Annotated in this window: 24 protein-coding genes; 10 read left to right on the top strand and 14 right to left on the bottom strand. The window is 62.2% G+C overall.

Translation table 11 applies throughout. The features are described from left to right. Positions 1 to 7 precede the first annotated feature (7 nt). The gene (locus AC1RKI_RS08745; protein WP_233474033.1) at positions 8 to 853 is read left to right on the top strand and encodes a GntR family transcriptional regulator; all 846 of its coding nucleotides are present in this window, start codon (positions 8 to 10) and stop codon (positions 851 to 853) included. Positions 854 to 911: 58 nt separating this feature from the next. Here AC1RKI_RS08745 and AC1RKI_RS08740 read toward each other — a convergent pair whose 3' ends face one another. The 3 genes from AC1RKI_RS08740 to AC1RKI_RS08730 all read right to left on the bottom strand — a co-directional run bounded on the left by AC1RKI_RS08740 (position 912) and on the right by AC1RKI_RS08730 (position 3417). Further along, positions 912 to 1985, bottom strand: coding sequence for a LacI family DNA-binding transcriptional regulator (locus tag AC1RKI_RS08740; RefSeq protein WP_061954191.1), 1074 nt, complete (start codon positions 1983 to 1985; stop codon positions 912 to 914). A 119-nt stretch (positions 1986 to 2104) separates the two neighbouring features. Next, positions 2105 to 2881, bottom strand: coding sequence for an SDR family NAD(P)-dependent oxidoreductase (locus AC1RKI_RS08735; RefSeq protein ID WP_492795978.1), 777 nt, complete (start codon positions 2879 to 2881; stop codon positions 2105 to 2107). Continuing rightward, on the bottom strand, positions 2878 to 3417 hold the full coding sequence (locus AC1RKI_RS08730) for a VOC family protein (RefSeq protein WP_490713681.1): 540 nt from the start codon (positions 3415 to 3417) through the stop codon (positions 2878 to 2880). Before AC1RKI_RS08730 ends, AC1RKI_RS08735 begins: the two co-directional genes overlap by 4 nt. Before the next feature lie 194 nt (positions 3418 to 3611). Between AC1RKI_RS08730 and AC1RKI_RS08725 the strand changes: the two genes are divergently transcribed. Both AC1RKI_RS08725 and AC1RKI_RS08720 read left to right on the top strand, forming a co-directional pair. After that, positions 3612 to 4574: a Bug family tripartite tricarboxylate transporter substrate binding protein gene (locus tag AC1RKI_RS08725; RefSeq protein ID WP_490713680.1), complete on the top strand. Its 963-nt coding sequence runs from the start codon at positions 3612 to 3614 to the stop codon at positions 4572 to 4574. Positions 4575 to 4670: 96 nt separating this feature from the next. Beyond that, entirely contained in the window at positions 4671 to 5105 is a 435-nt protein-coding gene (locus tag AC1RKI_RS08720; RefSeq protein ID WP_492795981.1) for an ester cyclase, read from the top strand. Positions 5106 to 5132: 27 nt separating this feature from the next. Here the strand turns inward: AC1RKI_RS08720 and AC1RKI_RS08715 are convergent, their stop codons facing one another. The 3 genes from AC1RKI_RS08715 to AC1RKI_RS08705 form a co-directional block, all read right to left on the bottom strand. Then, complete coding sequence (locus AC1RKI_RS08715) at positions 5133 to 6062, bottom strand: response regulator transcription factor (RefSeq protein ID WP_061954183.1); 930 nt, start codon at positions 6060 to 6062, stop codon at positions 5133 to 5135. Continuing rightward, positions 6046 to 7314 carry an ATP-binding response regulator gene (locus tag AC1RKI_RS08710; RefSeq protein ID WP_492857535.1) on the bottom strand — a complete coding sequence of 423 codons (1269 nt, stop codon included), beginning with the start codon at positions 7312 to 7314 and terminating at the stop codon, positions 6046 to 6048. Before AC1RKI_RS08710 ends, AC1RKI_RS08715 begins: the two co-directional genes overlap by 17 nt. Positions 7315 to 8405: 1091 nt before the next feature. Next, positions 8406 to 9386: a purine-cytosine permease family protein gene (locus tag AC1RKI_RS08705; protein ID WP_492880886.1), complete on the bottom strand. Its 981-nt coding sequence runs from the start codon at positions 9384 to 9386 to the stop codon at positions 8406 to 8408. A 188-nt stretch (positions 9387 to 9574) separates the two neighbouring features. Here AC1RKI_RS08705 and urtA point away from each other — a divergent pair, with 188 nt between their 5' ends. The 7 genes from urtA to AC1RKI_RS08670 all read left to right on the top strand — a co-directional run bounded on the left by urtA (position 9575) and on the right by AC1RKI_RS08670 (position 16095). Beyond that, positions 9575 to 10870: an urea ABC transporter substrate-binding protein gene (gene urtA, locus AC1RKI_RS08700; protein WP_084003852.1), complete on the top strand. Its 1296-nt coding sequence runs from the start codon at positions 9575 to 9577 to the stop codon at positions 10868 to 10870. 22 nt (positions 10871 to 10892) lie between these two features. Then, on the top strand, positions 10893 to 11807 hold the full coding sequence (urtB, locus tag AC1RKI_RS08695; protein ID WP_244787893.1) for an urea ABC transporter permease subunit UrtB: 915 nt from the start codon (positions 10893 to 10895) through the stop codon (positions 11805 to 11807). A 31-nt stretch (positions 11808 to 11838) separates the two neighbouring features. Continuing rightward, positions 11839 to 12978, top strand: a complete 1140-nt coding sequence (gene urtC, locus AC1RKI_RS08690) for an urea ABC transporter permease subunit UrtC (protein ID WP_490713679.1) — start codon at positions 11839 to 11841, stop codon at positions 12976 to 12978. A 12-nt stretch (positions 12979 to 12990) separates the two neighbouring features. Further along, on the top strand, positions 12991 to 13734 hold the full coding sequence (gene urtD / locus AC1RKI_RS08685) for an urea ABC transporter ATP-binding protein UrtD (protein ID WP_061954179.1): 744 nt from the start codon (positions 12991 to 12993) through the stop codon (positions 13732 to 13734). A gap of 32 nt (positions 13735 to 13766) precedes the next feature. Next, positions 13767 to 14456, top strand: a complete 690-nt coding sequence (gene urtE / locus AC1RKI_RS08680; RefSeq protein ID WP_061954177.1) for an urea ABC transporter ATP-binding subunit UrtE — start codon at positions 13767 to 13769, stop codon at positions 14454 to 14456. Positions 14457 to 14520: 64 nt separating this feature from the next. Then, a complete protein-coding gene (fmdA, locus tag AC1RKI_RS08675; protein WP_492795987.1) occupies positions 14521 to 15753 on the top strand; it encodes a formamidase in 1233 nt (410 codons plus the stop codon). A gap of 27 nt (positions 15754 to 15780) precedes the next feature. Continuing rightward, positions 15781 to 16095 carry an FmdB family zinc ribbon protein gene (locus tag AC1RKI_RS08670; RefSeq protein WP_084003851.1) on the top strand — a complete coding sequence of 105 codons (315 nt, stop codon included), beginning with the start codon at positions 15781 to 15783 and terminating at the stop codon, positions 16093 to 16095. A 162-nt stretch (positions 16096 to 16257) separates the two neighbouring features. On the opposite strand, the gene AC1RKI_RS08665 is transcribed toward AC1RKI_RS08670, so the two are convergent. The 8 genes from AC1RKI_RS08665 to AC1RKI_RS08630 all read right to left on the bottom strand — a co-directional run bounded on the left by AC1RKI_RS08665 (position 16258) and on the right by AC1RKI_RS08630 (position 25243). After that, positions 16258 to 17046 (bottom strand): SDR family NAD(P)-dependent oxidoreductase, encoded by a 789-nt coding sequence (locus tag AC1RKI_RS08665; protein WP_251164669.1) that lies wholly within the window; start codon positions 17044 to 17046, stop codon positions 16258 to 16260. Between the two features lie 466 nt (positions 17047 to 17512). Beyond that, on the bottom strand, positions 17513 to 19288 hold the full coding sequence (locus AC1RKI_RS08660; RefSeq protein ID WP_492795989.1) for an ATP-dependent helicase: 1776 nt from the start codon (positions 19286 to 19288) through the stop codon (positions 17513 to 17515). Further along, on the bottom strand, positions 19281 to 21167 hold the full coding sequence (locus tag AC1RKI_RS08655) for an ATP-dependent nuclease (RefSeq protein WP_492795991.1): 1887 nt from the start codon (positions 21165 to 21167) through the stop codon (positions 19281 to 19283). Before AC1RKI_RS08655 ends, AC1RKI_RS08660 begins: the two co-directional genes overlap by 8 nt. Before the next feature lie 368 nt (positions 21168 to 21535). Beyond that, positions 21536 to 22813 (bottom strand): type II toxin-antitoxin system HipA family toxin, encoded by a 1278-nt coding sequence (locus AC1RKI_RS08650; protein WP_492795993.1) that lies wholly within the window; start codon positions 22811 to 22813, stop codon positions 21536 to 21538. After that, on the bottom strand, positions 22810 to 23127 hold the full coding sequence (locus AC1RKI_RS08645; protein ID WP_492857524.1) for a helix-turn-helix domain-containing protein: 318 nt from the start codon (positions 23125 to 23127) through the stop codon (positions 22810 to 22812). Before AC1RKI_RS08645 ends, AC1RKI_RS08650 begins: the two co-directional genes overlap by 4 nt. A gap of 184 nt (positions 23128 to 23311) precedes the next feature. Then, the gene (locus AC1RKI_RS08640; protein WP_492880890.1) at positions 23312 to 24316 is read right to left on the bottom strand and encodes a response regulator transcription factor; all 1005 of its coding nucleotides are present in this window, start codon (positions 24314 to 24316) and stop codon (positions 23312 to 23314) included. 35 nt (positions 24317 to 24351) lie between these two features. Beyond that, a complete protein-coding gene (locus tag AC1RKI_RS08635) occupies positions 24352 to 24759 on the bottom strand; it encodes a cupin domain-containing protein (protein WP_492795999.1) in 408 nt (135 codons plus the stop codon). A gap of 4 nt (positions 24760 to 24763) precedes the next feature. Then, the gene (locus AC1RKI_RS08630) at positions 24764 to 25243 is read right to left on the bottom strand and encodes a carboxymuconolactone decarboxylase family protein (RefSeq protein WP_227461045.1); all 480 of its coding nucleotides are present in this window, start codon (positions 25241 to 25243) and stop codon (positions 24764 to 24766) included. Between the last annotated feature and the right edge of the window lie 38 nt (positions 25244 to 25281).

Genomic DNA, 25281 nt, shown 5'->3' with positions numbered 1-25281 from the left:
AGCGCGCATGAGCGCTCCCCTTCCGGCAGGCCCAGGCCTGCCGAGCCCCACATATCCAGCTACGATGCGCCATTTCAATGGTTCCGCGCGCCCACCGCGCACCGCTCTAACCGACGCCGACTCCCTTGCAGCGATCGACACGGGATCCACCGCGGCGATCGATGGCGCACGCACTTCGCGTGCCGATGATGTCTATGCATGGCTCAAGCGCGACATCGCCGACTTCCGTCTGGTGCCGGGCGACCGTTTTACCGAGGCCGAGGTATGCGAGCGACTGGGCGTGTCGCGTACGCCAGTGCGGCAAGCATTGTTCCGACTGAAGCAGGAGGGCTTTGTCGACGTCAATTTCCGCGCGGGCTGGAACGTCTTGCCATTCGACTTCGACAAGTTCGAACAGCTCTACGATCTGCGCATGGTGCTTGAAACCGAAGCGGTTCGAAGACTCTGCGCGCTGGCACCGCAGAATACGCACGCGGCGCTGGCAGAACTGGCAACGATATGGCTGGTGCCGCGCGAAGAACGACTGACCGACATGGCGCGCGTTGGCGAACTCGACGAGTCGTTTCATTGCACGCTGGTGGAAGCGGCAGGCAATCACGAGATGACGCGTGTGCACCGCGACGTGACCGAACGCATCCGCATGATCCGCCGGCTGGACTTCACCAAACCGGCGCGCGTGGAAGCCACGTACGAGGAACATGGCCAGATTCTTCGGGCAATACTCGTCCATCGCGCCGACGAGGCTTGCGGCTTGCTGCGTGCGCATATCGGCGCAAGTCAGTCCGAGGTGCGCACGATTACCCTGCATGAGGTCTATCTGGCGCGCAACCGGGCACGGGAGTCGAACGGATAGCTGCGACAGGTGCGATCGTTGCGAAAGATGCGGCAACAGCAACGCCGCGTACAGGCGCTCAGTCGCGGGCCGATGGCGGCGGAGCGCACGATTCACGCAGGATCATCTGCGTGGTCAGTCGTGCTTCCTGTCTGCCTTGCGTTGCCGCCTCACCGCGACTGTCGCCGCTGCCGATCGCACGCAGCAGGATTTCCGCCGCGGCCGTGCCCACCGCCTCCAGATCCCAGCTGACGGCGGTGATCGCCGGGGAATACAGTTGCGGCAGGTCGCCATCGCCGACGCAGATCAGGCTGACATCATGGGGGACGCGGCGGCCGCTCTGGCGCGTCGCTTGCAGCACGCCGGACAGGATGCGCGTGCCCAGGCAGATAAAGGCGGTGGGGCGTGAAGGGGAGGATAACAGCGCCAGCGCGTCGCTGAACGACAAGTCCATCGCGGAGCGGCTGGCGCGCACGAGCGACTCGTCCAATGCCACGCCGCGCTCGGCCAGCGCCGCGCGATATCCGTCGATCCGTTCGCGGCCGGGTCGCAAGGCACCGTCGGAAGTCATCAGCGCGATGCGCGTATGTCCCAGGTCCAGCAGATATCGACACGCTTCGTAGGCGCCGCGGAAATGATCGACATGGACGCCGGACCCGCTCGCGCCGAAATCTCGATCCATCGCCACCACGGCGAGATCGCGCGAGACCTGCTCCAGATAGTCGGCGCGCTCCACTTCACAGGGGCCGAGAATCAGGCCATCCACGCGACGACGACGGAACAGGTCCACCATTAATTCTTCCTGCGCCCTGCTGTTGTGCGTATTGCCGACGACCATCGCGCAGCCTTCGCGCTGCAGGCGCATCTCCACGGCAGTAATGATGCGCGCGTACAGCGGGTTGGCCAGATCGGAGACCAGCAGCCCTACCACGCCAGACGTTCCGGTGCGCATGCTCTGCGCGATGGGATCGGGCGCATAGGCCAACGCCTTTGCCGCGCGCTCAACCGCGTGTAGCGCTGCTTCGCTCACGGGGCCGCTCCGATTGAGCGCCCGTGACGCCGTGCCAAGCGACACGCCCGCCGCACGCGCCACGTCACGAATGGTGACGCGGGGCGGGGTGTCAGCGTTGGCGTTGCGCGTGCGGCTGGTCATCAATCATCCTCGCAAAAATAGCAAACAGGTCGCGGTGTCAGTGGCAGTGTCGCTGGCGATTATCGCTGAAAAAGCCGCGCAAAAACGGCGCATTGCGTCGCTGGCGGATCATCGCCAGGTCAGTACATCGCCCGCCCACCGCTGATGTCGAACACGGCGCCGGTGCTGAAACTGCAGCGTGCGGAGCACAACCACGCGGCCAGCTCGGCCACTTCCTCCACGCGTACAAAGCGCTTCATCGGCACGCGCTCCAGCAGTCGTGCCTGGAGCTGCGCGCGCTGGCCGGGGTCGTATGCGCCAAAGATGTCCGTGTCCGCCGCGCTGGGCGTGATGCAGTTGACCAGCACCCCGGACTCTGCCAACTCCTTGCCCAGGCTCTTGGTCAGCGAGATCAGCGCCGCTTTCGATGCCGCGTAGGCGCCCGCAAAAGGATTGCCCTCCTTGCCGGCGATCGACGCAACATTGACCACGCGTCCGTAGCGCTGGTGCACCATCGTGGGCACAATCGCCTGCACGCACTGCAATGCGCCAAAGACATTCACGTCGAACACGCGCTTCCACTCGTCGACGGACGCCTCGACGGTAGGACCGTTGCGCCCGAGAATAGCGGCGTTGTTGACCAGCACGGTAGGTGCACCCAGCGCTTCGATCGACTGCGCGAGTGCGCGATCCACCTCGGCGCGATGCGTGATGTCGACGGGCACGGCCAATACGTTCGCCCCGCTCGATTGCAGGGCCTGCGCGGCATCTTCAAGCTGCCGTGCATCGCGATCCCACAGCGCGATGCTGACCTCTTCGGCCGCGAGCCGGCGGCAAATGGCCAGGCCAATGCCGCGCGCCGCGCCGGTCACCACCGCGACGCGCTGCGACGGTTCGCGCCCCGCTTCCTCGATCATTGCGGCGCTCCAATGCGGCGGATCGGATCGGCGCCATCCCAACCTTTTGCCGCAGCGGCAATCGTCGCGAAATACTCGCCCTTGCCGCCCGCCATCTCTGAAATCTCAACAATGTTGCCCGGCAGCGCGGCATGCACGTAATAGGCAAATCGGCCGCGCATCCCCATGCGCCCGCCGTGCCCCTCGACATAGCCACGCGCACGCAACGTCGCCGCGTAGTCATCGAAGCGGTCGTCGGTCCAGTAGGCGATATGCTGCATGCATTCCCCGCCGCGCTTGAGCGAATCGAGATAGAGCGACGGCGCGTCGTTGCGCTGCTGGATCAGTTCGATCTGGACACCGCCCGAATTGGCCAGCGCAATCGACAGGTCCGGCAAAGCCGATGGCAGCCCGTAGTAGCGGAATTCCGTGGTGCCAACGGTCTGCTTGTAGAACCACGGCCCCACGCCCAGCACCTCGCCCCAATGTTGCATGGCCTTCTCGATGTCGCGCACGACGTAGCCAATCTGACGCACACCCCCGAACAGCAAGCTCATCGCAGCTCCTGCAGATTTTGGAAACGTTTCCACTTTTAGAGTTTAGGCGACTTTAAGTGGCTGAGCGCTCCGCGTTAACCATGATTGGCGCTAACGTCTACGATATCCCATAGTGGTTTGGAAACGTTTCCACACGTATGGAAACGGAACAATATGTCCGCATGCAAGACGGGCAGCTACCGATGGAGACAGACATGAACAAACTCGTTGCGTGCGCGCTGCTCGCCGTAACCGCCACCGCTGCCCATGCCGGCGACGCGGGCAGCTATCCCGATCGTCCCGTGCGGATGTTGCTGCCGTTCTCGGCGGGCGGCGGCGGCGATATCCTCGGCCGCCTGCTCGCGGAGCGTTTCGCGGCGCAGTTGAAGCAACCGGTGGTAGTGGAAAACAAGCCCGGCGCAGCGGGCACCATCGGCACGCACGCGGTGGCCACCGCAGCGCCGGACGGCTACACGATCATGATCGGCGGCATGTCGACCCATCTGCTTGCACCGGCCACCTACGCGAAGCTTCCGTACGACCCGGTACGCGATTTCCAGAGCCTCGGCGCTATCGGTAGTTCGTCGATCGTCATGATTGCGTCGAACCAGTACCCGGCCAACGACCTCAAGGAACTGATCACGCTCTCGCGCAAGGACCCTGCGCCGATCCAGTACGCGAGTTGGGGCGCGGGATCGACGGGCCATTTCTGCGGCGAGGTATTGCGCCAGAAAGCCGGCATCGCGATGCAGCACGTACCGTACAAGGGCACTTCGCAGATCGTTACCGACATCATTGGCAATCACATCTCGGTGGGCTTCGTCGACATGGTGACCGCCACGCCTTTCGTGAAGGAAGGCAAAGTCAAGGCGCTGGCGGTATGCACGCGCCGTTCGCCAAGTCTGCCCAACGTTGCCAGCTACAAGGAACAGGGCGTCGACTTCGACCGCGAACTGAACTGGGCGATGTATGTCCCTGCAAAGACGCCAAAGGCGATCGTCGACAGGCTTTCGCACGTGCTGGACACCACGCTGCGGGAGCCCGAAGTCGTGAGCAAGCTGCTGTCTCTCGGTATCACCGCCAAGTACGTGCCGGGATCCCAACAACAGGCCAGCAATGCGCGCGACATTCCGATGTGGAAGGCGATTGCCGCGCAAGCCCAGATCAAGCTCGACTGAGCCATTAACGTTCAACGCCGCGACCGAGCCGCGAGTGCGGCGACATCGCGCTCGCACTTTTAGTGCAACCGCTGTTCCCTACAGGAGTTCTGCTTCATGTCAGCAACGCTTGACGCCGCGCGCATCCAGACCGTGCGCGATCACATGACCCTGGAATGCGTGCACGACTGGGATGCCGTCATCGAAACCTTCGCCCATCCGCGTTACGAGATGCATGGCAGCGGCGTAGTATTCGATGGCGAAGCCGAGGTGCGCGGATACTTCGACGCATCGCGCGTTCCGTTCCCCGATCTGACCAATGAGATCATCGCCATCGCGGCCGCCGACGACACCGTGCTGGTCGAATTCTGGCTGCAGGGCACGCACCTGGGTCCGCTCCAGGCCAACGGCAAGACCTTTGCGCCAACCGGCCGCACGTTCCGGGTGCGCATGGCGGCAACGTTTGAATTTGCGCCCGGGTCGGACAAGATCATCTGCGAGCGCCCGTATTCCGCGCCGGACGCCAAGCTGCGCGCACTCGGCCTGCTCTAGCGCGGCGCCCGTAACGCACGTCCCGCGTCAACCGTTCTGCGCAAGCTGGCCAAGCTGCCGCTGCGCCGCGGCGGCAGCTGCCGTGCGCGTTTCCACCCCAAGCTTCTCGTAGATGTGTTCCAGATGCTTGTTGACGGTGCGCGGGCTCATGCCCAGGATCTCCGCCACGTCGCGATTGGTTTTGCCGCGCGCCACCCATGCCATGACCTCAGCTTCGCGCGCGGTCAGCGCGAGGCCGGACGACGTACCCGCTTCGGATGCGATGCCAGCTGACGAACGTGCCACAAGCTCCACCACCATCCAGTCCGAACCTTCTCCCGTCAGTCGTCTCAGGCAAAGCTGATCGATCGCGGCCTGTCCGGCAAGGCGCAGTTGCCGCAGCGCATCGGCCAGCGCGTGCGGCACCATCGCACCGGCCGCCGGCGCCGGCCAGCCATGCGCCTGCAGCAACTGCGTGGCACTGCCATTGCTCCACAGCCAGCGGCCATCGGGGCCGGCCGCAAACATCGGTGTGGCGCTGCCCAGCACCACCTCGCGTGCACTGCGGGCCAGCCGCGCCTTGCTGGCGTGAGATCGCACCCGTGCCACCACTTCCGCGATGACGACCGGCTTGGTGACGTAGTCGCATGCGCCCACTTCGAACCCGCGCACGATGTGCCCGGTGTCGCTCAGTCCGGTCATGAAGATCACGGGAAGATCGGCGTGGCGATCCATCAGCGCCTCGCAGGTGGCAAAGCCGTCCATGCCCGGCATGTCGACGTCCAGCAATACCGCATCGGGCGCAAAGAACGCCAGTGCATCGAGCGCGGCGTTGCCGCTCGACGCAGCGTGCACGAGCATCGCTTCGCCGCCAAGCGCGCGGCTCAACATGCAGCGCGCATCGGGGCTGTCGTCGACTACCAGCACGCGCGTGCCAACCGCGGCACAAGGCAATGGAATTTCAGGATCGGGTTGCATGTAACGCCTCGCCAATTGAAGCGGCCAGGGCCGCCGCGTCCGTTCGTGCCAGTGTCAGCATCTGCCGCGCCCAGGCGGCCACGGCGCCGCCGTCCTGTGCCATTTCCGCCAGATACGCCTCCGCCGCGCGTAGGCGGCCCGTTGCGCCCATCGCCAGCAGCTCGCGCAATGTCTCGTCATCGGGCTGGGCTGGTTGCGGCGCGGGAGCCAGCGCAAGCGCCCGGTGCACCATATCGATCAGTTCCGGCTCGCGCACCGGCTTGCTGACGAAGCCAAGGTAGCCGTGCAACAGGCGCGCCTCCTCCGTATTTTCATGGGCGTTGGCAGAGACGATGACCACCTGCGACGTCGGTTGCTCGGCGCGGATTTGCCGGCACAGATCCCAACCCGATGCATCGGGCAGGTTCAGGTCCAGCAGCACCAGCTGCGGCCGCCACTCGCGCAACGCTGGCATGACCTGCGCGCCTTCGCCCACCTCGCGAACGGCCAGGTCGAGCGGCGCGAGGAAGCCGCGCAGCACGGCACGATGCGCGACGCGGTCATCGACAATCAACACGCGTGCACCGGTTGGCACCACCGGTGCGGGCATGTCCTTGCGCGGCACGGCTGCCGCCGAGACGGCGGGGAGATAGAGCCGTACCAGGAATTCGCTGCCCTCGCCCGGCGCGCTGCGCACCTGGATTTCTCCGCCCATCAGATCGGCCAGCAGCCGCACGATCGCCAATCCCAGACCGATGCCTTCGCGATCGTCGTGCGGCGTCACGCGCTCGAACGGATCGAAAATTCGCGCCTGATCCTCGGCGGGAATGCCAGGGCCGGTGTCGTGCACGCTGATCGTGCCGAGTTCGCGTTGATGGCGCACCGTCAGCGTCACCGCGCCGTGGTCGGTGAACTTGATTGCGTTGCTGACGAGGTTGATGACAACCTGCCGCAGCCGCTTGGAGTCGGCATGCACGTGGCGGGGAAGGCGGCCGACCACGCGATAGTGAAACGCGAGCCCGCGTGCGGCGGCCAGCGGCCGGAACATCCGCACCAGATCATCGAACAGCGATTCGAGCGAAACGGCCTCCTGTTCAAGGCGGAGCTTCCCGGCCTCGATGCGCGACAATTCCAGCAGGCCATCGACCAGGCTCGACAGGTGTTCCCCAGCCCGGCCGATGGTGCGCACATCCTCGCGGCACGCGCCGGGCAGCGCCGGTGCGCGCAGCAGCAGTTGCGAGTAACCGAGGATCGAATTGAGCCCCGCGCGCATTTCATGACTCATGCCGGTTATAAAACGGCTTTTTGCCACATTGGCTTTTTCGGCCACTTCCTTGGCGTTTTGCAGCAGCGCATCGGTCTGCCGGTGCGCGTCGATTTCCTTCTGCAGCAACATGTTCTGGCGCTCGGATTCCTCTTGTGCCACCGCGCGGCTTTCATTGACCAGTACCAGCCACCACGCGGCCACCGCGGCAAACAGCGTGAGCCCCGCGCCGATCTTCAGGAATAGCGCACCACCGGCCCCGCCGGCCGGATCCAGCACGCTCGACAGTTTTTCCTGCGTGTATAGCAGCCACAGCAGCGTACCGAAAACGAACATCATGCCGGCCAGCAACAGCACAAACTGCCCCACGCGGCGCGCGGCATCCGGCGGCGTGCCAGCCGGCAGCACCCGGGTCAGCGCCGTGGCAATCTGCTCCTGCGCGCTGGCGCCGGGCTTGCAGCGGTCTCCACAACGGGCGTCCAGCGTGCAGCACAGCGAGCAAATTGGCCCGCGATACGCGGGGCAGCCTGCCATGTCTTCGCGTTCGAAGCGGTTGCGGCAGATGGTGCAGCGGATCACCGCATGTCGCGCGCCGAAATCCACTGGCGTGCGCGCCATGAAATAGCGGCTTTTCGTCAGCAGCGCGATAAGCGGCGGCAGCAGCGTCGACAACAGCAGCGATACGCCGATCGACGCGGGACGCAGCGCATCGCCAAAGACGCCCACATGCATCAGCAGCGACAACGCCGAGGCCAGCGCCATGCTGCCGAATCCGGCGGGATTGATATCGAAGAGATATGCGCGTCGGAACTCCACATGGCGCGGCGACAGACCCAGCGGCTTGCTGAGCACCAGATCGCCGAATATCGCACCCACCCAGGCCACGGCCAGATGCGCATAGAGCGCCAGTACCTGCTCCATCGCCTCGAACACGCCCATGGCCATCAGCATGACTGCAATCACCACGTTGAACGCCAGCCATACCACGCGACCGGGGTGGCTGTGCGTAAGCCGCGCGAACACATTGGACCAGGCGAGCGACCCGGCATAGGCGTTGGTGATATTGATCTTGGTTTGCGAAACCAGCACCAGCAAGCCGGTCAGCACCACTGGCGCCCAGGTTGGCCAGCCATCGCCCAGACCGCGCGCAAAGCCCGCCAGATACATCTGCGTCGGCTCCAGCGCGTGGGCAATCGGCAATTCCGCCTGCAGCACGATAAACGCCAGAAACGCCCCGCCTGCCATCTTGCCGCACCGAGCACGATCCAGCCCGGGCCGGCGGCAATCAGCGCGCTCCACCAGCGCACCCGGTTGTCGCGCGTCAACGGCGGCATGAAACGCAGGAAGTCCACCTGTTCGGCGATCTGACCGATCAGCGCCGCGGCCACGGTGGCGGCCGCGCCGAAGGCATGCCACGAGAAGCCGCCGGCATCGGCCAGGCGACCGTTCAGCGTCAGGAACGCCGCATAGTGCTCGGGTTCGCGCCACAGAATCAGCGCATAGGGCAGCACCAGCAATACCAGCCACAGCGGTTGCGTCCACAACTGAATGCGCGACAGCAACGTCACACCGTGCGTGACCAGCGGGATCACGATTACCGACGACAACAGGTAGCCGATCCAGCGGGGCATGCCGAACAGCAGCTCGAACGCCTGCGCCATGATGGCCGCCTCGAGCGCGAAGAAGATAAACGTGAAGCTCGCGTAGATCAGCGATGTGATGGTCGAGCCCAGGTAGCCAAATCCGGCGCCCCGTGCCAGCAGGTCCATGTCGAGCCCATCGCGTGCCGCGTGATAGGCGATCGGCAGACCGGTCAGAAACATCACGACGCTGACCGCAAAAATCGCCCACATCGCATTGGTGAAGCCATAGCTCAGCGTGATGGCCGCACCAATCGCTTCCAGCGCCAGGAACGCCACTGCACCAAAAGCGGTATTGGCCACCCGGAACGCGCTCCATTTGCGGAACGACCTTGGTGCATAGCGCAAGGCGTAATCCTCGAGCGTTTCGTCGGCAACCCAGCGGTTGTAGTCGCGCCGGATCTTGCTGATGCGCTGCACGGGCTGGGTGGCACTCGGCATATCGGTGGATGCGGGCAAGGTCGAACCGTCCAGCGAATGCAAGAGGTGTGCCGTGTCCGGCCGAAACACTGGGCCCCTGCCCTGCGCATGCGCATACGTTGAATGACGTATTCCGCGCGCAGCATGCGCGCCGCATGATCCGCCCCAACGCAGCACCACCACCCACCTGCCTCGAAGGAGCGTTGAACATGCGTGACAAGAAAGACTACGGGTCGCCTGCCGCGGCTGCGGCCGAAGAGCGAGCGGTATCGCTGAACCGACGCCGCCTGATGCAGGGGCTGGCCGCCCTGCCCGCGCTGCCGCTGGCCGGCATGGCTGCGCAGGCGCACGGCGCCAACCTGCCGACATCGGCCGTCAACACGACCAAGCTGGCAGTGACCGATACCGAGGTCACGGTGGGCCAGCTCCATTCCGCCACGGGCACGATGGCGATTTCGGAAACCGGTTCGATTCAGGCCGAGCAGCTTGCTATCGACCAGATCAACGCCGCCGGCGGCATCCTGGGCCGCAAGATCAAGATCATCAAGGAAGACGGCGCGTCAGACTGGCCCACCTTCGCTGAAAAGTCGAAAAAGCTTCTCGTCAACGACCGCGTGGCCGCCGTGTTCGGCTGCTGGACCTCGGCTTCGCGCAAGGCCGTGCTGCCAGTGTTCGAGAAAGAAAACGGCCTGCTCTATTACCCCACCTTCTACGAAGGGCTGGAGCAATCCAAGAACGTGATCTATACGGGCCAGGAGGCTACGCAGCAAATCATCTGGGGACTGGACTGGGCAGCCAAGCAGAAGAATGCCAAGAGTTTCTTCCTGATCGGCTCGGACTACATCTGGCCGCGTACGTCGAACAAGATCGCGCGCAAGCACATCGAGAACTTCCAGAAGGCGAAGGTGGTGGGCGAAGAGTATTACCCGCTGGGCCACACCAACTTCAATTCGCTGATCAACAAGATCAAGGTTGCCAAGCCCGACTGCATCTACGCCATCGTCGTGGGTGGGTCCAACGTGGCGTTCTACAAGCAGCTCAAGGCGGCCGGCATCACCGCGGACAAGCAGTTCCTGCTGACCATCTCCGTGACCGAGGATGAAGTGCTGGGTATCGGCGGCGAAAACATCGCCGGCTTCTACGCGGCGATGAAGTACTTCCAGTCGCTCGATAACGCCAACAACAAGCAGTTTGTCGACGCGTTCAAGGCCAAGTACGGCGCCAAGTCCGTGATTGGCGATGTCACGCAGGCCGCCTACCTGGGCCCGTGGCTGTGGAAAGCCGCCGTGGAAAAGGCCGGCAGCTTCGACATCGACAAGGTGGTAGCCGCATCGCCGGGCATCGAACTGAAGAGCGCGCCGGAGGGCTACGTGAAGGTGGATCCGAACCATCACCTGTGGAGCAAGACCCGCGTGGGCCTGGCGCAACTCGACGGGCAGTTCAAGGTGGTGGCCGAATCGCCGCAACTGATTCCGCCGAATCCGTTCCCCAAGGGTTACCAGTAATCGTCCACGCGGGAGCACGGTCATGAATCTCTCCGACATGCTGAACATCGGCCTGATGCAGGGCTTTGCCGGGCTGAGCCTGTTCTCGGTGCTGCTGCTGATGGCGCTTGGCCTGGCCATCATCTTCGGGCAGATGGGTGTCATCAACATGGCCCATGGCGAGTTCATGACCATTGGCGCCTACACGATCTATTTAGCCTCCACGACCGTGGAGCGGCTGTGGCCGTCGTTGATGTCCTGGTATTTTCCGGTGGCGATCTGCGCGGCCTTCGGCATTGCCTTTGCGGCCGGGTGGCTCTGCGAATGGGCGCTGATCCGGCACCTTTACAAGCGTCCGCTGGACACCCTGCTGGCCACCTGGGGGCTGTCGCTGGGCATGCAGCAGGTGTTTCGTTCCACCTTCGGGCCCAAGGAGGTCAGCCCAACGCTGCCCGACTGGCTGATGGGGTCATGGGCGCCCGCGCCGGGGCTCGATATCCCCATCAACGGGCTGTTCGTGATGGCGCTGACGCTGGGTGTCACCGGGCTGGTGTGGCTGGCGCTGCATCGCTCGCGCTGGGGATTGCGCGTGCGGGCCACCACGGCGAACCGCGCCATGGCCAACGCAGCCGGCATCAATACACGGCGCACCGACCGCGTGACCTTCGCCATTGGTTGCGGGATTGCCGGGGTGGCCGGCGCGGCATTCACGACCATCGGATCGACCGGGCCCACCAGCGGCGCGCTCTATATCGTCGATTCGTTCCTGGTAGTCACCTTCGGCGGCGCAGCCAGTCTGGCGGGCACCGTGGCGTCGGCATTCGGCATCGCGCAAACGCAGTCTATTACCGAATTTTTCATGACCGGATCGATGGCGCGCGTTTTGACGCTGCTGATCATTGTGTCGATCCTGATGATTCGCCCGCAAGGCCTGTTCGCCCCGGCCGTGCGCCGCTGATCCCGATTCATCCCGTTTTCGGAGTTCGATGATGTCACCCACTCAAACGCTGCCGCTGCGGCAACGGCTGCGCGCCATCAGTGGCGAATGGATCGGCTACGCGCTGCTGGCGCTGGTATTGGTTGTCGTGATGCCGCTGACGCTCGATGTATTCCGTCTGAATCTGATCGGCAAGTACCTGAGCTATGCGTTCGTGGCCGTGGGCCTGGTCATGCTGTGGGGCTATGGCGGCGTGCTGAGTCTCGGCCAGGGTGTGTTCTTCGGGCTTGGCGGCTATGCCATGGCGATGTTCCTGAAGCTCGAAGCTTCGGACGCGAAAAGCACCGCCATCCAGTCGACGCCGGGCATTCCCGACTTCATGGACTGGAACCAGATCACCGCGCTGCCGTGGTGGTGGGAGCCGTTCCGGCATTTGCCCTTTGCGCTGCTGGGCGTGATTGCGGTGCCCGTGCTGCTGGCGTTCGTGGTCAGCTTCGCGATGTTCCGGCGTCGCGTCGGCGGCGTCTATTTCGCGATCATCACGCAGGCCGTGGCGCTGATTCTGTCGGTACTGATCATCGGGCAGCAGGGCTATACCGGCGGCGTGAATGGCATCACCGACCTCAAGACGATGCTGGGCTGGGATATCCGCACGGACAGCGCCAAGCTGGTGCTGTACTTCGTCAGCGTGGCGCTGCTGTTCGGCACGATGCTGCTGTGCCGCTGGATCCAGCGCACCAAGCTGGGCGTGCTGCTGCTGGCGATGCGCGACAAGGAGGACCGCGTGCGGTTTTCCGGCTACGACGTGGCGATGTTCAAGGTCTTCGTGTTCTGCCTGGCCGCCGCGCTGGCGGCTATCGGGGGCGCCATGTTCACGCTGCAAGTGGGCTTCATGTCGCCCTCGTTCGTGGGCATCGTGCCCTCGATCGAAATGGTGATTTTCGTGGCCGTGGGCGGGCGCATGAGCCTGGTGGGCGCCGTATGGGGAACGATGCTGGTGAACGCCGGCAAAACCTACTTTTCGGAGAGCTTTCCGGACCTGTGGCTGTTCCTGATGGCGGCGCTGTTTATCGGCGTAGTGGTGGCTTTTCCCGATGGCCTTGCGGGCCTGTACAACAAGTACGTTGGCCGCAAGCGCCGCCCCGCCAAACCTACCGAGCCTGCCGAAGGCATGCCGGCCACCACGGTCTGACCCGGAGCGATCATGAGCAACACCGATTTCATGCTGGCGGTGGAAGACTTGTCCGTGTCGTTCGACGGATTCAAGGCCATCGACAATCTCACGCTGTATGTCGATCGCGACGAACTGCGCGTCATTATCGGCCCGAACGGCGCGGGAAAAACCACGCTGCTGGACCTGGTGTGCGGCAAGACGCGCGCCACCGGCGGCAGCATCAAGTTTGCCAATCGCGAAATGACCGGCTTGTCCGAATACGCGATCGTGCGCGCCGGCGTCGGCCGCAAGTTCCAGACGCCATCGATCTACGAGAACCTCTCCGTGTTCCAGAACCTCGCCGTGTCGTTTCCGCGCGGACGTGGCGTGTTTGGCGCGCTGGCGTTTCGCACCACCGACGACGTGCGCCAGCGCGTAGACGAGGTCGCAGCGGAAATCGGCCTGTCAGATGCACTGGAGCGCGAGGCCGCGCAGCTTTCGCATGGGCAGAAGCAATGGCTGGAGATCGGCATGCTGCTGATGCAGGAACCGCAGTTGCTGATGCTGGACGAGCCGATTGCCGGCATGAGCGTGCGCGAACGCGAGCTCACCGCCGCCCTTCTCAAGCGCATCAGCCGCGGCCGCGCGGTCATCGTGATCGAGCACGACATGGATTTCGTGCAGCAGATCGCGGACAAGGTCACCGTCATGCATCAGGGCCGGATCCTGGCAGAAGGATCGATGGCCCAGGTGCAAAACGACCCGCGCGTCATCGACGTTTATCTGGGCCACTAGGCCCGCACGCCACCTGTAAGGAGAACATCCGCATGCTGACCGTCGACAACGTGGTGGTGAACTATGGCCAGAGCGAAGCGCTGCACGGCGTGTCGTTTGCGGCCGCGCAGGGCGAGACCGTCGCCATCATGGGCCGCAACGGCATGGGCAAGACCACGCTGTTCAAGGCCATGATCGGCATGCTGCCACTGCGCGCCGGGCAGGTCTGCGTGAACGGCCACGACGTATCGCAAGACGAAAGCTACCGCCGCGTACGCGCCGGCATCGGCTACGTGCCGCAGGGCCGCATGATCTTTTCGCACCTGACCGTGGAAGAGAACATCCTGACCGGCATGGAACAGGGCAAGACCCGCCGCATCCCGGACGAGATCTTCGCCATGTTCCCGGTGCTGTTCGACATGCGCCGGCGCAAGGGCGGCAATCTGTCAGGCGGCCAGCAACAGCAGCTTGCCATTGCACGGGCGCTGGTCTCCAACCCGAAAGTGCTGCTGCTGGACGAGCCCACCGAAGGCATCCAGCCGTCGATCATCAAGGACATCGCGCGGGCGCTCAACGAGATCCGGCGCACCCGAGACATCACGATCGTGTTCTCCGAGCAGGTGCTGAGCTTTGCGCTCGATGTAGCGGACCGCCTGTTCGTCATCGAGGGCGGCCGCTTCGTCCACGAAACGCAGCGCCACGACACCGACGTGGCGCACATCCGCGAATACCTGTCCGTCTAGCTTCGCGCCCGGCAATTCCCGCTTCAACCATTTATTCACCTGCACCCATCCAGGAGGCAACGTCATGACCGATACCCTGATCAAGGTCGATCTGGCCCAATCGCCGTACGAAAACCCCGACGTCCACAACCGCTGGCATCCAGACATCCCGATGGCATGCTGGGTCAAGCCGGGCGACGACTTCATTCTCGAAACTTACGACTGGACCGGCGGCTTTATCAAGAACAACGATTCCGCCGACGACGTGCGCGACATCGATCTATCGATCGTGCACTTCCTCTCGGGCCCGGTTGGTGTGGAAGGCGCCGAGCCCGGCGACCTGCTGGTGGTGGACCTGCTCGACATCGGCGCCAAACCGGACAGCCTGTGGGGCTTCAATGGCTTCTTTTCGAAGCAGAACGGCGGCGGCTTCCTGACCGATCATTTTCCGCAGGCGCAGAAGTCGATCTGGGACTTCCACGGCATGTTTACGTCGTCGCGCCATATTCCTGGCGTGAACTTCGCTGGGCTGATCCATCCGGGCCTGATCGGCTGCCTGCCGGACAAGGCGATGCTCGATACGTGGAACCAACGCGAAGCCGAGTTGCTGGCGACCGATCCGAACCGCGTGCCCGCGCTGGCCAACCCACCGTTTGCAGCCACCGCGCACATGGGCAAATTGCAAGGCGACGCGCGCGACCAGGCGGCTGCCAGTGGCGCGCGCACGGTGCCGCCGCGCGAACACGGCGGCAACTGCGACATCAAGGACCTGTCACGCGGCGCCAAGGTTTATTTCCCGGTCTATGTCGACGGCGCCGGCCTGTCCGTGGGCGACCTGCATTTCTCGCAGGGCGATGGCGAAATCACGTTCTGCGGCGCCATCGAAATGGCCGGATGGGTGCACATGCGCGTTACGCTGATCAAGGACGGCATGGCCAAATACGGCGTGCGCAATCCGATCTTCAAGCCCAGCCCCATCACGCCCAGCTACAACGATTACCTGATTTTCGAAGGCATCTCCGTCGACGAATCGGGCAAGCAGCATTACCTCGATGTCAACGTGGCATATCGCCAGGCATGCCTGAACGCCATCGAGTACCTGACAAAGTTTGGATATTCGCGCGCACAAGCCTATTCGATCCTCGGCACCGCGCCCGTGCAGGGACATATCAGCGGCGTGGTAGACGTGCCCAACGCCTGCGCCACGCTATGGCTGCCGACGCAGATCTTCGACTTCGATATCCGGCCAAGCGCGAGCGGACCGACAAAGATGACCCAGGGCGGCATCGACCTGCCGCTGTCGCCCGACAAGATCTAAGCCCGCAACCTAGCTGCCGAAGCCACCATGCCCACCTACGACTATCGTTGCCACGACTGCGGCACCTTCACAGTGATGCGCGCCATGGCGCGACGCGACGATCCGGCGCCCTGCCCCGACTGCGGCATGGCCGCGTGCCGGGCATTGGTGGCCGCGCCAGCACTGGGCCGCCTCAGCGCTGCCGCGCATGCCGCACACGCGACCAACGAGCGCAGTGCCGCGGCGCCAAAGGAAAGTCGATCCCACGGTGCCGGCTGCGGTTGCTGCGCGCCGGTGAAACTTGCGAGCTCATCCCAAGCCCCCAAACAGCCAGGTGGTCGGCCCTGGATGATCAGTCATTGAGTGATCGCGTGGACGGTGCTGATGGCACCGTGTCGTGATGTGGCGCGGGGCACTTTCTCGGTTGCCGGCTCAAGCAAAAAAGCCGCCTTCAAGATGAAGTGCGGCTTTTCTGCTGTTCACCACTGACGTGGTGGCCCGAATTATCCTGCAAGCATTGCCGGCTCAGAACGCCGAGCGAACGACACCGCCGTCTGCACGCAGTGCCGCACCAGTGGTGGCCGACGACGCTTGGGAGCACACGTAGACCACCAGATTCGCGACCTCTTCGGGCTTGGTGAATCGCTTCAGCAACGACGACGGCCGAGCCTCTTCGAAGAACGTTTTCTCGAAGGACTCGAACGATTGGCCACCGGACAGCTTGTCGACAAACTCGCTGACGCCTTCGGAACTGGTCGGCCCCGGCAATACCGAATTCACCGTGACGCCCGTACCCGCGCAAGATTCCGCAAGCCCGCGCGAAATCGCAAGCTGCGCGGTCTTGGTCATGCCGTAGTGAATCATCTCCACCGGAATCTGAATACCGCTCTCGCTGCTGATAAACACCACGCGGCCCCAATTGCGCTGCTTCATCGCCGGCAGATACGCCCGCGCCAGCCGCACACCGGACATGATATTGATGTCGAAAAACTTCTGCCAGTCCTCGTCCGGGATTTCCTCGAACGGTTTGGGATCGAAGATGCCGAGGTTATTGACGAGGATATCGACCGACGGAAATTGCCCCACCAGCTTTTCCACGCCAGCCACCGTCGCCAGATCCCCCGCAAAGCCGTGCACGCGCGCCCCAGGAACATCAGCCTTCAAACGCCCCAGCGCCTCGGCCACGGACTGCTCGGACCGGCCGTTCAAAATCACCTCCGCCCCTTCGCGCGCCAGCCCCAAAGCGATGGCGAAACCGATGCCCTTCGTCGAGCCGCTAACCAGCGCCAATTTGCCCTGCAATTGATAGTCCATTTGCCTTTCGCTCCTGTTTTAGGTGTGCGCTGCGGGGCATCCGGCCCTGGCCGCTGCGCGCGCTGCGTGGTTGGATGAAACGGTGGTTCGGTACGCTACCACGATGCGGGTGCGTTTGCTGGTCCTGTGCTGGGGCACGGCGCGGTTGCGGGGCGGGTGAATGCTTTGGCTTTTCGTATTGCCAGGTCAGTTGGACCGGCGGTCTCCTAGGCTCTGTGGGTATTGGGGGTGAAGTGGCTGGCCGAAGGTGAGGTTTTCGCTTATTGATTCGACTCTTGGCGCTATCGGCGCCGGCTAGTAGCCGGCTTCACTGGGGCAACTCTATCCCGGGCCAGACGAAGTATCCAGCCTGAAGCGGCTGGCATTCAGGTCCCTCCGGTTATGCTGCGAAAGAGGCGCGGCCTACCGGCGCAAGAACGCTTCTTCGTCTCGCCTATACCAAGCCGACTAAAAATGGCCGCTTTCGTCAGCCCAACCGTGCTTGGAGCTCATCCACGAGTATCGACGAGTTGCCGTGCGTGTGGACAACGTGGACCTCAGTTCTGGCTCGGCTTATGCCCACATAGAACAACCGACGACTTTCATTAAGCTCCTCAGAGCTTGCGCCAGCCCGCGGCAATCGCCCGTGATCAATCCCAAACAGAAATACGACGCGGAACTCTCGACCCTTTGCGCTGTGAAGCGTGGACAGCATCAGCCTGTCGAATGTATGTTCGCCCGCAAACTCAGCAACAGTCATCTCCGCGTAGTCGGCACTTGCTGAGACTCTCTCCAGCAACGAACCCAGGAGGTTGAGCTCATTCCTCAGGTTCAGGGATAGTTGGGCATACTGGTCCACCACAGTGCGTATGAATCGCTGTAGCCAGTCATACAGCACCATGTCGGGCCTTCTCATTTCCCATAGACAAGCCACTAGCGCTCGATGAAATGCCGCTGCATCCGATTCTGCTCGGATAGCATCTCTGAACAGCTTTCGCCCCTCCGATACCAACTGGGAAAACCGTGGACTACCAGTACGCCACCCGCCGCAACACCATTGAGCGCATCGTTCCAACCACTGCATCAGCCGGCTCGACCGCGGATACAACGCATTACCATCCGTACGAATAAATGGAACTTCAGCGGTGCGCGCCATCTCTGCGACAGCATTGCCAATCCAAGCGGCCGGATACAAGATGGCAATTTCATCGTAGCGAACACCTGGCTCACGCGCCATAGCAGCGGGAACAAGTTCTGTCATGAGACGGCGGGCCTGCACCTCGTAACTACCCACGAGGGAATGAAAGTAAATTTCACCTTGGGGTGCCCCTGCGACTGCGGCATATCCACGATCCACTCCGAGTGCAGCGCCAGAAGCTGCCACGATTCGATGTCCGCTTCGATAGTTGCGCTGGAGACGAATGGTCTCCACGTCATCCCTCTCGGCAAGGCGCTGCAACATTTGCGGCTGAGCTCCCGTAAAACCGTATATCGACTGGTCCACGTCCCCTACTGCGAACAGCCGCATACCGGTACCAAAGCAAAGGCCCATAACCATGCGGTGCAGAGCCGCCCCTAGGTCCTGGTATTCGTCAACGACCAGAACAGGGTATTTCGCAAGCAATGCGGTTTGCAGCCAAGAATTCTCCCTCAGAGCGCGAACTGCGAGCAAAGGCATGTCATCGAAGTCAACGAGCCCACGGCCGCGTAGGTCCGCCTCATAGGCCTCCGCCAACTGCGCCAAACGGGGATTCGTATCGCGCCATAGATCGCTGTCTCGATTAAGAATGGATCGACGATAGCTCCCCATTTGCGAGCGCGCGGTTTGCATATTGGGCGCCACACCCCACACGCGCTGCACAGCATCATTGAATGCCGCTGAGCATTCCGCGTTGGTGGCGACAAGGAAATCCTCTGGCAACCCCAAATTCGCCACCTTCGCGTAAGGAAGAATGACCTGCGTTAGCGAGAATGAATGTATTGTTCCTACGAAAATACGCCCGCCTGGATCTACGCCCAGCGAAGAAAGGCGCCCCTCCAGCTCACGAACACATTCGTTGTTGTACGTAATGCATGCGACACCGCGGGGCTCGGCCACGTCCTCCGCTAGAAGGCGGGCCATTTTAATAGTGAGAGTCTTCGTCTTGCCACTACCGGGACCAGCCAAGACTACACAGTGTCCTCGCGATTCGTAAGCTGCCCACTGCCCAGGATTGTCGCGAAGTTCCTCGGCAGCTTGCAGATAGGCGGCGCGATCAGACACGACGTACTACGTAGGAGATTGCGCCAGCAATATAGGCTGGAGGCGTCAAACCTTCGATCTTCGACGCAAGCCGCTGGGCGAAGCGTCCTTTTCCGATGATTTCGATCATCTTGAGATAGTTCGCATTGTTCAGCTTCTCAGGGTCCGCCTCCCATGCATCGATCCATGCACGACGTTCATCGCTCCAATTCGACTCTCGGAGAGTCGCTATAATCGCATCGGTAAAGTCTTCGTCATCAAACAAGTCGACTTCCAAGGTGACAACGTTTGAAAAGATGCCAAACTCCTCACACCTCTGAACGAAGGCCTCGTAGTCCGCTATGGCGAAGAGTTCTTGCGCCAACTGCGGCTGCGCAACCCCGGTCCGGGTCTGCTCTATGTTCAGCGCAAGCCGCAATGATCGGTTGAGCCCCAGTGGTTTCTTCCCTGCTCGCGGATCCCAGTCCGTAATGATGGAGAAAGGAATGCCCAAGGCAGTGAGGAACTTTGCGTATGGGGTAAAGTTCGTCCCAGAAACCGAACATATCGTGATACCCAGGTGGTCAAGGTCGTGCCCCATAGAGGCAGCCATCACAGGCAGCAAGAACTTTTCAGCATCCCCTTCGACCAGAATGATGCCCCTCGCAAACAGCATTTCTGCCCGCGTAACATCGAGATAACGAGCGAGGTCATCCTCCTCATCATGGGTGAGAGGAATCGCAGCAGAGGATGTCCCTACAGTGCCGTGCTCCGCAGATTCCCGCAACAGAACAAGGGATCTTAGAGGCGCCACGCTAGCGATATGCGGCGAGTGCGTTGTGAGCATAAGGGAAAGCTGTTCTCCTCCTGCTCCGGCGAAATCCTCGAAGAGGTGGCGATACACAGACCTTTGCAAGTGAGGATGCAGATGAGCCTCAGGTTCCTCGATGGCCAGCACAGTGTGGTCTCGGCGGTTCTCGCGCATCAATTGCTGCAATTCTAGGGTCTTAAGAGTCAGAAACGCCACGTTGGCCGACCCCAGGCTCGCGTCACTAATGGTTCTAAGACCGCCATCGATGAGCAGCTTCAGATTCCTGATAAGGCGGGTTACATCCGTGGTACCGAAGCCAAGAGCTGGCTGAATGTCCTGTTTAGGACCGCTCATGGAGACGAACAGAGATCTCAAACGATCCTGCAGAGATTGCACCGTAGGGAACTCAGCCAGTTGCTGCGTTGCTTGCTGAACCACATCCCTCACTTGCCGTAGATCTTGACTGGGAACCTCCGCGAATGCGCGCTCCAGCAAGGGCCTAAGCGGCGAACGGCGCCAAACTGCAAGGTCGCCCTCCGCATCGCGCAACGCCGGAAGCAGGTCCATTGCAACACGCCGGCGCACATCGTGCCCAAACCGCTTGATTTCCGACTCTCCGCCATAGCAGATGAACTCATAGTCCTCATCTGCCTGTGGAAATCCAGCTAAGCCAGCTATAGGCCGGAACTCGTAGGTCAGCCGCACGGTGTCGGGGTCGTCATCCAGCCGATAGTCGGTTAGGACAGCAAGCAAATCCATATCGTCTGCAAACTCAACAAGTTCGACGAATACGGTAATGCGCTCGTTCTCCAGAGGTTCACCAAGGCGATCACAGAAATCCCCTTGCCCCAACTGGCGAGCGCTATCAGGGAGGCTTGGATCCAAGATAAGACGCAGGGCGAAAAGCAGATTGCTCTTGCCAACCCGGTTTTCACCGACCACAACGACGCTTCCGTCCAAGGCAACGTCAATCCGCTCGAAGTTGCGAAAGTTGCTGATATAGATGCGCTTTAACTTCATGGTTTCGAGAGAATAGGCTTCGCTTGGTAGGTTCTTGTAGGGCCTCTTGCGATGCACTTTACTTGGGAACTGCGCTGCCAGCACATGCATGTGCGCGCGAGGCGAAAGATCTAGATGCGCAGGCGCCTATTCTGCTGGCGACTTAGCACTATGGCCATCCCGCGATAGTAGGAGGCTGAGCTGGTGAGCATCCGGTCCGCTGGAAACCTTCGCTTTTCTGCTACTCGCTCCCATCTCTCTTCGCCGACGGGCGTCGAATGGCCGAGGCACGCGGACCGTTTCCCCGATAGAACGCAACTTTAGGTATTTCAGCTGAGACGAGTTTTTCCTAACAACACACATCCGTATCGATAACAAGCACTATCAATCCCGTTGCATAACAAAAGAACCCTAAAGGAGGGAATCCCGCTACTTCCAAATCCACACCGCCTTGTCGTGCAACTTTCAATGCCTACGCCTTAAAGCCTCACCGACAACCACTCGCTATAAGCGAACGCGGCCCGGGCATCCTCCACCAGCGCAGTCATTCTCGAATCATCTTCCACGATTGGGCGTGCAGCGTCCCGCAACATCGTCTCCCAATGCATGGCAATGAGTCGTGCGGTGGTTGCGATCCAGGCGGTTGCCGCCGCTGCGTCCACGCCGAAATGGCTAGCTGCCCCCGCGAGTCGATCCACGCCGGCCCGCGCCGAACCATCCGCGCCAGTTGCCATGGAAAGCATGGGGCCCTCGGCGCTCATTGGCTGCGCGGCTGACATGGCGGGCGTAATGTCGAATGCCGGAGCCAGGTGCCAGCTGCGTTGCGTCCCGCCGTCGTGTAGCAGACCGTGGTTCAGTGGATGATCGTCGGTGTTGCCCACTAACGCGTTAAAGGCCATGCGCCGCCACAACTCTTGAAGCTGCGCGGCAAGGTCTTCACGGCCCCGTGCCCATACACGCAGAGCATCTCCGAGGTTCAGATAGGAGCGTCGCGGGTCGCCGCGGACGGCGTCCAATGGAAGTCTGAGTGCGGTATGGGCGCTGGCGAATAGGCGGCGCTGTGGGCGATATGGGTCGCCCGCACGATCAAATCGATCGACAAGTAAGACCTGATGGGAGCCAAACGTATGCAGGACGACAGGTGCCACGTCGAGGCCGGCCATCTGCGCCAATCGCATGGCGACAAACTCCCTCGCCGGCATCGCCAGGCGATCACCGCGGTCCTGCATCTTTGCCAGCCACAGTCGACCGTCGTGCACCAGCGTCGCTTTTGGACGCTCTCCGCCGGCGCTGGTATCGAGATCAGCGTTCAAGCGCCGTATTGCTCGGCTGGCGGGATCCGCCGCATCCAGTTCCTCTGCCAATTGCTGGAGTTCTTCCAGACCCTTGGGCTTCCAGGCAAGTTTCCGATCAATATCGGTGCACACCTCGATTGCGCCAACACCGTCCGGAACGCCTCGCTCAAGCAATTCGATGCCGCTGAGTTCCCTTCCCGCGTGCGCAACCAGCCGGTCGGCCCCGTAACCGGCCGGCTTCGCGTCGCGTATCACTCCGGGCAGGCCATCCGCCGCAGCAATCACACTGCCGCGCGTGTTGCGAACGAGACGGAGCTCGACGGGATCGAGCGGCAGCGCCTCGTCGCGAGCAAGAAAGTCGCGCGAATAGACAAATCGTAGTGTGCGCTCGAGCACAAGGTCGGCTGCATGTGTGGGGCTATCGCTGCCGGGTAGCCAGGCCCATACCGGAACGGTCGTCATCGGCGGTGACCTAGTTGTCGCTCTGCAAAGGCAATGGCTTCGGGATCTTGTTTCGCATCGAGAAGCCCTTCCAGTTGGTCAAGCAACTGGAGGCCCTGCATGACCTTCAGAAAGTTGCCAATCGAAACGCCGTCGCTGCCCTCTTCCAACGAGCGAAGCGTCGACGGGGATACATCGGACAACGCCGCCAGTTGCTCCTGGGTCATTTCCCGCAACTTCCGGGCGAAAACGAGTCGGGCGCCCAAGCGCTCGAGCGCGCTTTTGACCAGGACGGGCGTGTGTTTGGGCGGGCGGCGGGGGGTGGAGGCTGGCATATGGCGAAAATAGTCCGCAATCGCCATAATGTCAACGAAAACCCCTTAAAAAACACTGCTTTTATGTCGAAATCCGAAATGTGTTTTGAGCGGATAACGCCACTTTTTTTGGCTGCCGCCCTTCAATTCAGCGCGAAGTAAGGCACGCCTTCGCGACCCGCCGCCGAGCTGCCTCCCCCGCCCATCAATACGCCCCCAACGCCTGCGGCGCCGCCCCCAGCATCACGCGGGGTGCGACAACAAACGGCGTAGGCGCCGGGCTGTCGCGCAGCAGGTCCAGTTCCATGGCCATCTTTACGAGTTCCGCGAAGGTGCGCGCTGCCATCTTGCGCATGGCGCGGCTGCGGTGGATTTTGATCGTGACTTCGCTGATGCCGATGCGGTCGGCGATCTGTTTGTTCATCAGGCCGGACACCGCCAGCGTCATGACCTCGCGTTCGCGCGCGCTCAGTGTTGCGAAGCGCGTGCGTAGCATGTCGCCGCAATGCCATGCCAGTCGATTGCTGCGATCGACCGCGACGGCGTCGGTGACGGCGTCGAGAAAATCCTGATCGCGGAATGGCTTGGACAGAAAATCCACCGCACCAGCTTTCATTGCGCGCACTGTCATCTGGATATCGCCATGGCCCGTGATGAACACTACCGGCAGGCAGACGCCGCGGCGCGTCATCTCGCGCTGGACTTCCAGCCCGTTGGCGCCGCGCAGGCGCACGTCCATCACCACGCACCCGGGCACCGGCTCCACTGGCGCGGCCAGGAAGGCGTCCGCTGACAAGAACCCGCGCGAGCGGATGCCGACCGATTGCAGCAGATCGGCCAGCGCGTCGTTCATGTGCGGATCGTCATCGACGATGTAGACCACCGAATCGCAAGCGTCTCGGCCGCGCGAGGTCTTTGATGTCATGGCATTCACAATGGACTCCGTTGTCTGTGCGAGCAAACGAGCGAATCGCACCGTGTCTGCCGACAGGGCACAGGGCGACGCGACTGTTGCTGCAAGTCTAGAAAGCTCGCGATCACGCAACAAGGCATCGCGGATGGAGGCGGCGTTTCCACGCGCGCACCAATCGGAAAAGTGCGCGAACGAAAAAAAGGCCGACGTCCCCGGAGGAGGAAGGCGTCGGCAATCGGGACTGAGCAACAAAAGAAGAGGTCGCTGAAAGACATTGCGGCCCGGTGCGCGTTCCACGGAGCGCTGCGCACCTGCCGGCTCGATGCGATGGGCTACTTCACCAGTTGCAGCAGCGGGGCGCCCTGCTTCTTGATGAGAAAGACGACGAACTTCGCCGGCTGCGTGGTGCTGGCATTGCGCCCGACGGTGTGGATGTCGTTCAGGCCTTCATGGAAGATCTCGCCCGGTTTCAGCGTGACTTCCTTCCCGCCCTTCACGCCCATCACGATGCTGCCTTCGAGCACATAGACGAAGGCGTCGGCGTCGTGGCGATGCACCGGGTCGTATCCGCCCGGCGGATACTCGACGACGATCATCTCGACTTCGTGCCCGGGGAACTGCGGCAGCGGCGTGGTCGTCAGCGGCGTGACCTTGGCGTCGAACGATGCCGCGCTGGCCGGCACAGCCAGCAGCATGCACGCTGCGGCCAATGCGGCGGCAATGGAAATAACGCGCTTCATCGCATCACTCCAGACCAGCCTTGTCGAGACCAAACATCTTGTCGGCCGAGCCCGGCTCCATCTGGAATGCCACGTTGAGTCGGTTCCACGCGTTGATCGCGCCGATCTGGAAGGTCAGGTCCGACAGTTCCTTCTCCGAATACTGAGTGCGAACGCGCTCGAACACGTCGTCGGGCACGCCGTGCGTGGGCAGATGCGTCAGCGCCTCCGTCCATGCCAGGGCAGCGCGCTCACGCGGAGTGAACAGCGTCGACTCGCGCCAGATCGCTACGTGGTGCAGGCGCAGTTCACGCTCGCCGTGGATCTTGGCCTGCTTGATATGCATGTCAACGCAGAAAGCGCAGCCATTCAGCTGCGATGCGCGAATCTCGACCAGTTCGCGGATGTGCTGCTCGATCGTCGTCTTCTGGAACAGCCCGTTCAGCTCGATGAGCTTCTTTGTCAGTTCGGGCGATTGCTGGAAGTAGTTCAAACGTTGGGACATGTTTCTCTCCTGCCGTATCTGGTAGTCATATGGAATTG

The sequence above is a fragment of the Cupriavidus sp. GW822-FHT06G04 genome (assembly GCF_058799075.1).
This window is presented reverse-complemented; position numbering and strand designations above follow the sequence as displayed.